The organism is uncultured Cellulomonas sp., from assembly GCF_963527515.1.
Lineage (GTDB): Bacteria > Actinomycetota > Actinomycetes > Actinomycetales > Cellulomonadaceae > Cellulomonas.
Genome location: NZ_CAURTV010000145.1, coordinates 1 through 6,777, shown reverse-complemented (window position 1 = coordinate 6,777; position 6,777 = coordinate 1). Strand labels below are relative to the sequence as shown.

The following is a 6,777-nucleotide window of genomic DNA, read 5'->3' as shown; positions in this document are numbered from 1 at the left end:
ACCGTGCTGTGCGCCGCGGCGGTGGCCGCCGTCGGGCCGGTCGCGTTCGTGGGGCTGGCCATCCCGCACGTGGTCCGCTCGTTCACCGGCTCCGACCACCGCTGGCTGCTGCCCTACTGCCTCGTGCTCGGCCCGGTGCTGCTGCTGGTCGCCGACGTGCTCGGGCGCGTCCTGGCGCGGCCTGGGGAGCTGCCGGTCGGCGCGGTGACCGCCTTCGTCGGCGCTCCGTTCCTCGTCCTCGCCGTGCGCCAGGGGCGGGTGGGCCTGTGAGCACCGCGGTGCTCACCCTCGGGCCTGCCGTCGTCGTGCGCTGGCGGCGGCGTGCCGTCGTCGTCTGCGCGCTCGCGCTCGCGCTCCTGCTGGTCACCGTGCTGGTCACGCTGGCGGCCGGCGAGCTGGGCATCGCGCTCACGGAGCTGCCGGGCGTCGTCGCCGGGGAGGGGTCGCGCATCCAGGAGTGGGTGCTGTGGACCAACCGCCTGCCGCGGCTGCTGGTCGGCGCCGCCGCCGGTGCGGCGTTCGCCGTGTCGGGCGCGATGTTCCAGTCGGTCACCCGCAACCCCCTGGGCAGCCCGGACGTCATCGGCCTCGGCGCCGGCGCGGCTGCCGGGGCCGCGGCCGCGGGGCTCGTCTGGCCGGGCACGGTGCCGGTGCCGGTCGGCGCGCTCGTCGGCGCGGGGGTGGCGATCGGCGCGGTCTACCTCGGGTCCGGCGCGGGGTTCCGGGCGCCGCTGCGGATGGTCGTCGTCGGCATCGCCGTCGGCGCGATGTCGCTGGCGTTCGTGCAGCTGGCCCTGGCGCGGTCCACCCGGGAGGACGCGCAGGTGCTCGCCGCGTACCTCAACGGCAGCCTGGCGGCGCGGTCGTGGACGGACGTGGCGCTCGTCGTCGGCGCGCTCGTCGTCCTGCTCCCGGCGGCACTGGCCTTGACCCGGCCGCTGCAGCTGGTGGAGATGGGCGACGAGGTCGCGGTCGGCGTCGGTGTGCACGCAGACCGGGTGCGCACGTGGGCGGTGGTCGTCGGGGTGCTGCTCACCGCGGTGGCGGTGACCGTGAGCGGGCCGATCGCGTTCGTCGCGCTCACCGCGCCGCAGATCGCGCGCCGGCTCACCCGGTCGACCGGACCGGGTATGGTCGCGGCCGCGTGCTGCGGTGCCGCGGTGCTCGTCGTCGCCGACCTGGTGGCCCAGTACGCCGTGCCGGGCGTCGTCTATCCCGTGGGTGTCGTCACCGCCGCGCTCGGCGGCCTGTACCTCGCGGTCCTGCTGGTCCGCGAGTGGAGGAGGAGCCCTGCGTGAACGGTCCACCGCTGGAGGCGTCGGACCTGACGCTCGCCTACGACCAGCTGGTCGTCGCCACGGGGCTGTCCGTGCAGGTCCCGCGTGCGTCCTTCACCGTCATCATCGGCCCCAACGGCTGCGGCAAGTCCACCCTGCTGCGCGCCCTCGGTCGCACCCTCAAGCCGCGCGCCGGCCGGGTGCTGCTCGAGGGTGCCCCGATCACCTCCATGAAGAGCAAGGACGTCGCGCGTCGGCTGGCCCTGCTGCCGCAGAGCCCCATCGCGCCCGAGGCCATCACGGTCGGTGACCTCGTGGCCCGCGGACGGTACCCGCACCAGGGCCTCCTGCGGCAGTGGTCCGCCGCCGACGCCCGCGCGGTCGCCGACGCCCTGGCCGCCACCGAGGTCACCGACCTGCGCGACCGGTTCGTCGCCGAGCTGTCCGGCGGGCAGCGCCAGCGGGTGTGGCTCGCCATGGCGCTCGCGCAGGAGACCGACCTGCTGCTCCTCGACGAGCCGACGACGTTCCTCGACATCGCCCACCAGTTCGAGGTCATGGACCTGTGCGCGCGGCTGCACGAGGAGGGCCGGACGCTGGTGGCCGTGCTGCACGACCTCAACCAGGCCGCCCGGTACGCGACGCACCTCATCGCGATGAAGGACGGCGCGGTCGTCGCCCAGGGTGCGCCCGAGGAGGTCGTCACCGAGCCGTTCGTGCGGGAGGTGTTCGGGCTGGCGTGCCGCGTGGTCCCCGACCCCGAGACCGGGACGCCGATGGTGGTGCCCGCCCGCCGCGACGCGCACGTCCGGCACCCTCGCTAGAGCCGGATCCCGCCCACCGACGTCAGCGGCACCCAGCGCTCGCGGTCGCCGCGTGCGCCGACCGCGGCGAGCACGTCGGCGCTCACCAGCGGCCCCAGGTCGATGCCCGTGAGCGCCGCCACGTCGTCGACCGGCACCTGGAACGTCCGGAACGGGCCCAGCGGCGGGAGCTCGTCGGCCGCCGTCTGCAGGCGCGTGACGAAGGGCGTCTGGTCGAGGACGAACGCGGTCGCGCGCAGCCGGTCGGCCGACACCCAGGCGGCGACCTTCCAGAACAGCCGCGGGATCTGCACCCCGCGGTACAGCGGGTCGTCGTCGGCGAGGACGGGTCCCGTGAACACCGAGACCCGGCTGCGCCGGGCGCGGGCGTACTCGAGCACGTGGTCCTCGAGGCCGACCCAGAGCAGCTCGCCCTGGTTGAACGCGGAGGCCTGCGGGGCGGCGTTCGGGTAGGCGAACGTGTCGAGGTTGGCCCGCCGCGCGGTGACGAGGTCGCCCCAGACCGGGTCCCTGCGCCGGACCAGGTGCCCCCGGTCCAGGTCGTTGCGCGCGTACAGCTCCGGGCCGGCCTGCTCGGCGGCGGGCACGCGGGGGTCCAGGTGCCAGTCGTCGCCGCGCTCCAGGTCCACCAGCTGCGCGCCGTCGATGTTCACCGCGGTGGCCGCCGCCAGCCTGCGCCGGGGGTCGAGCAGCACGGTGAAGTGCGTCGACGCCAGCTCTCGGACCGTCTGGGCCGGGACCGGCAGCGGCACCGGTGGACCGAGGAACGTCGGCTCGTACCCCGCCTCTACGGTGCTCACATGGGGACCGTACCGACTGACCTGCTCCTGCGCTCCGCGCGTCTCCCGGGTCAGGACGCCCCGGTCGACCTCCTGCTGCGGGACGGGCGGGTCGCTGAGCTCGGGCCCTCGCTGACCGTGCAGGCTCCGTCGGTCGACCTCGGCGGCCGCTGGGTCATGCCGGGCCTCTGGGACGCGCACGTGCACCTGACGCAGTGGGCGCTGGCACGACGCCGGCTCGACGTCTCCGCGGCCACGTCGGCCGCGCACGCCGTGGCGCTGGTCGCCGCTGCACCGACGCCCGCGGCCGGTGCCACGCTCGTCGGCTTCGGCTTCCGCGACGGCCTGTGGCCCGACCAGCCGACGGCCGCGCTGCTCGACGACGCCGTCGGCGACCTCTCGGTGGTGCTCGTGTCCGCCGACCTGCACTGCGCCTGGGCGTCGAGCGCGGGGCTGCGGTTCCTCGGGGTCGGTTCCCACCCCACCGGCCTGCTGCGCGAGACGGAGTGGCTGCCGCTGCAGGGCATCGTGGACCACGTGGCCGACGACGTCGCCGATGCGCTCGTCGACGACGCCTGCACCGCCGCGGCCGCCCGCGGGGTGGTCGGGGTGGTGGACCTCGAGATCGCCGACAACCTCGCCGTCTGGCGTCGGCGCGCTGCCGCCCGGCCGTCCCGGCTGCGCGTGCGCGCGGGCGTGTGGGAGGAGTACCTCGACCGCGTGGTGCGCGAGGACCTGCACACGGGCGACCCGGTCGGCGGCCTGGTCGAGCAGGGGCCGCTCAAGGTCATCACCGACGGCTCGCTCAACACGCGCACCGCCTTCTGTCACGACCCGTACCCCGGCCTCACCGGCCCGAACGCCCGCGGGGTGCTCAACCTCCCGCCCTCGCGGCTGGCGCCGTTGATGGCGCACGCCGCACGGCACGGTCTGCGGTGCGCGATCCACGCGATCGGCGACGCCGCGAACGCCCTCGCGCTCGACGCCTTCGAGGCCTCGGGTGCCGCCGGGTCGATCGAGCACGCGCAGCTGGTGACCTCCGCCGACGTGGAGCGGTTCGCCGCGCTCGGTGTGGTGGCCAGCGTGCAGCCGGAGCACGCGATGGACGACCGCGACGTCGCCGACCACCACTGGGCCGGTCGCACCGACCGCGCCTTCGCGTTCGGGGCGCTGCACCGCGCCGGTGTGCGGCTGGCTCTGGGGTCGGACGCGCCCGTGGCACCCCTGGACCCGTGGGTCGCGGTGGACGCCGCGGTCACCCGGTCCCGCGACGGGCGGGTGCCGTGGCACCCCGAGCAGGCGCTTGACCGTCGGGTCGCGCTGGAGTCGTCCGTCGACGGGCGCGGGCTCCTTGTCCAGGCCGGTGCGCCCGCGGACCTGGTGGTGCTCGACGCCGACCCGCTCACCGCTCCGCTGCGCGGGATGCCGGTCGCCGGGACCCTCGTCGCCGGTACCTGGTCGCACCGGGCCCTCTGAGCGCACGGGAGGATGGGCGCCATGCGTGCCGTCGTGATCTCCGAGCTCGGTGTCCTGCCCACCGTCCAGGACGTTCCGTCACCGAGCTGTCCGGAGGACGGCGTCGTCCTGCGGGTGACCGCGACGGGCGTGTGCCGGTCCGACTGGCACGGCTGGCAGGGGCACGACGACGACATCACCCTCCCGCACGTGCCGGGACACGAGCTGGCGGGGGTGGTCGAGGTCGTCGGCCCGCAGGTGCGGTCGTGGGTGGTCGGCGACCAGGTCACCGTGCCGTTCGTGTGCGCGTGCGGCACCTGCGCGGCGTGCCTGGCCGGTGAGCAGCAGGTGTGCGAGCGGCAGCGGCAGCCCGGGTTCACCGACGACGGGTCGTTCGCCGAGCTGGTCGCCCTCCACCACGCCGACGTGAACCTGGTGCGGCTTCCCGCCGGCATGTCACCCGTGACCGCGGCGGCCCTGGGCTGCCGGTTCGCGACCGCCTACCGCGCGATCACCGTGCACGGCCGCGTCGGCACAGGCGACTGGGTCGCGGTGCACGGCTGCGGAGGCGTGGGCCTGTCGGCCGTCATGATCGCCGTCGGCGCCGGGGCACGCGTCGTCGCGATCGACGTGTCGGCGGCTGCCCGTGACGCCGCCGTGGCGATGGGGGCGTCCGTCGTGCTGGACGGCACAGGCGACGTCGCCGCACAGGTGCACGAGGTGACCGGCGGGGGTGCGGCGGTCTCGCTCGACGCCCTGGGCAGCCGCGCCACGGCGACCGCGTCGATCCTGTCGCTGCGCCGCCGCGGCCGGCACGTGCAGGTCGGCCTCCTGCTCGGCGCCGACACCGCGCCGCCGCTGCCCATGGGTCGCGTGATCGGTTGGGAGCTGGAGGTCTACGGCAGCCACGGGATGGCGGCGCACGAGTACCCCGCGATGCTCGCTCGGATCGCGTCCGGGGAGCTCGACCCGTCGCGGCTCGTCGGCAGGACGATCAGCCTCGAGGGGGCTCCTGCTGCGCTCGCCGCGCTAGGCACCGGGACGAGCGGACCGGGGATGACCGTCGTCGTCCCGTGAGCACGGAACCGCGCAGACCACCGGGCCGCACCGGCTGACGGCCGTAGGCCCGCGCCTTCTGTTGCCCACGAGGCGATCAACCGCGGAGGTGACTCCCGGCACTCGGACCTGTGGACGGTGCTCTCCGCTCAGCGCCGTCGATGACCGGCCCGGCCTGCTGGTCGACGCCCACCGGAAGCCTGGCTGCCGCCGTCCCTGCCTCGACCTTGATCGCCGTCCCCGCATCACCGTCGAGCGAGCCCGGGTTCTCCGCGCGCGCGGCGTCCGCCGACCGGCGCCGCGCGGCGCCCCACTGCGTGAGGCCGACGCCCGCGAGGACGACGGCCCCGCCGACCGGCTCGTACCAGTGCAGGCCTTCGTGCAGGACGAGCACGCCGAGCGTCGTCGACACGAGCGGGATCACGTAGGTCACGCTGGCCGTCACCGTGGCGCCCGCGAGAGCCAGGACCCGCCAGAACAGCACGTACGCCAGACCGGTGCCGCCGAGCCCCAGCGCGAGCAGCGCCAGCGCGGGCGCCGGGGTGAGCGTCCCGGTCGGCGGGGTGGTCACCGCGAACGGCAGGATGACCACGGCGCCCACCGCGAGCTGGATGGCGGGCAGAGCCACGTTCGACAACCCCGTGGCCGTCAGCCGGCGGCGGGCCCACGCGTTGCCGAGGCCGTAGCAGAACGTCGCGCCCAGCAGCATGACCCCGCCGAGCAGGTCGATGGCGCCCGGGTCCCAGATCCCGAGCAGCACCGCGATCCCGCCGAACCCCAGCACCAGTCCGCCCACCTGCACGCGGTCGGGCCGCTCGGCGGGCAGCAGCAGCGCGACGAAGACCGCCGTGAACAGCGGGGTCGTCGCGTTCACCAGGCCGGCGAGCACTGAGCTGACCCGCTGCTCGGCCAGCGCGAAGAGCACGAACGGGACAGCCGTCATCACGGCGCCGACGATCACGAAGTCGCCGATCTTCGTCCGCTCGACCCTGACCCGTTCCCGCCGAGCCAGCAGGATCGCCGCGAGGAGCGCCAGCCCCACGACGATGCGACCGAACGCCACCTGCGTCGGGGCGAACGTCTGCAGCGCCGTGGCGATGAACAGGAAGCTGCAGCCCCAGAGCACCGCGAGCAGCAGGTACGGCCCGATCCAGCCGCGCGTCGAGGAGGCCGGAGAAGTCACTCGCGCATCATGCCTCGTCGCACTGACACCCCTGTTCGCGCCGACGGAGGTCATCTACTGGTTGGGGCATCGCCTGGTCGCAGGGGCGCGCGGGATGGCAGCTCCGTGACGGCTGGGCATGGCGAGACGGCTGAGCCCGGCGGGGGGAGGTCAGAAGGGTGGGTTGCCGAGGGGTGGTGGGGTCGGTGGTGGGGGTCGGTGGG

General features: G+C 75.2%; 7 protein-coding genes. 5 read left to right on the top strand and 2 right to left on the bottom strand.

Annotation, left to right across the window (positions count from 1 at the left end; genetic code table 11):
* From RYN42_RS19005 to RYN42_RS18995, 3 genes are all read left to right on the top strand, one after another.
* Positions 1 to 270: iron chelate uptake ABC transporter family permease subunit (locus RYN42_RS19005; protein WP_315098817.1), on the top strand; the 270-nt coding region annotated here is incomplete at its 5' end.
* A complete protein-coding gene (locus tag RYN42_RS19000; protein ID WP_315098814.1) occupies positions 267 to 1,298 on the top strand; it encodes an iron chelate uptake ABC transporter family permease subunit in 1,032 nt (343 codons plus the stop codon). The genes RYN42_RS19005 and RYN42_RS19000, both read left to right, overlap by 4 nt.
* Positions 1,295 to 2,101, top strand: coding sequence for an ABC transporter ATP-binding protein (locus tag RYN42_RS18995; protein WP_315098811.1), 807 nt, complete (start codon positions 1,295 to 1,297; stop codon positions 2,099 to 2,101). Before RYN42_RS19000 ends, RYN42_RS18995 begins: the two co-directional genes overlap by 4 nt.
* On the opposite strand, the gene RYN42_RS18990 is transcribed toward RYN42_RS18995, so the two are convergent.
* The gene (locus RYN42_RS18990; RefSeq protein ID WP_315098808.1) at positions 2,098 to 2,901 is read right to left on the bottom strand and encodes a DNA/RNA non-specific endonuclease; all 804 of its coding nucleotides are present in this window, start codon (positions 2,899 to 2,901) and stop codon (positions 2,098 to 2,100) included. The genes RYN42_RS18995 and RYN42_RS18990 overlap by 4 nt on opposite strands.
* On the opposite strand from RYN42_RS18990, the gene RYN42_RS18985 reads away from it, so the two are divergent.
* A complete protein-coding gene (locus tag RYN42_RS18985; protein ID WP_315098805.1) occupies positions 2,902 to 4,356 on the top strand; it encodes an amidohydrolase family protein in 1,455 nt (484 codons plus the stop codon).
* Positions 4,357 to 4,377: 21 nt separating this feature from the next.
* The gene (locus tag RYN42_RS18980) at positions 4,378 to 5,412 is read left to right on the top strand and encodes a zinc-dependent alcohol dehydrogenase family protein (protein WP_315098802.1); all 1,035 of its coding nucleotides are present in this window, start codon (positions 4,378 to 4,380) and stop codon (positions 5,410 to 5,412) included.
* Between the two features lie 76 nt (positions 5,413 to 5,488).
* Here RYN42_RS18980 and RYN42_RS18975 read toward each other — a convergent pair whose 3' ends face one another.
* Positions 5,489 to 6,574, bottom strand: coding sequence for a DMT family transporter (locus RYN42_RS18975; RefSeq protein WP_315098799.1), 1,086 nt, complete (start codon positions 6,572 to 6,574; stop codon positions 5,489 to 5,491).
* Positions 6,575 to 6,777 lie beyond the last annotated feature (203 nt).

Excerpts from the sequence above, each read along its gene's own strand:
- RYN42_RS18985 (WP_315098805.1), top strand. The coding sequence starts at position 2,902 with ATGGGGACCGTACCGACTGACCTGCTCCTGCGCTCCGCGCGTCTCCCG.
- RYN42_RS18980 (WP_315098802.1), top strand. The coding sequence starts at position 4,378 with ATGCGTGCCGTCGTGATCTCCGAGCTCGGTGTCCTGCCCACCGTCCAG.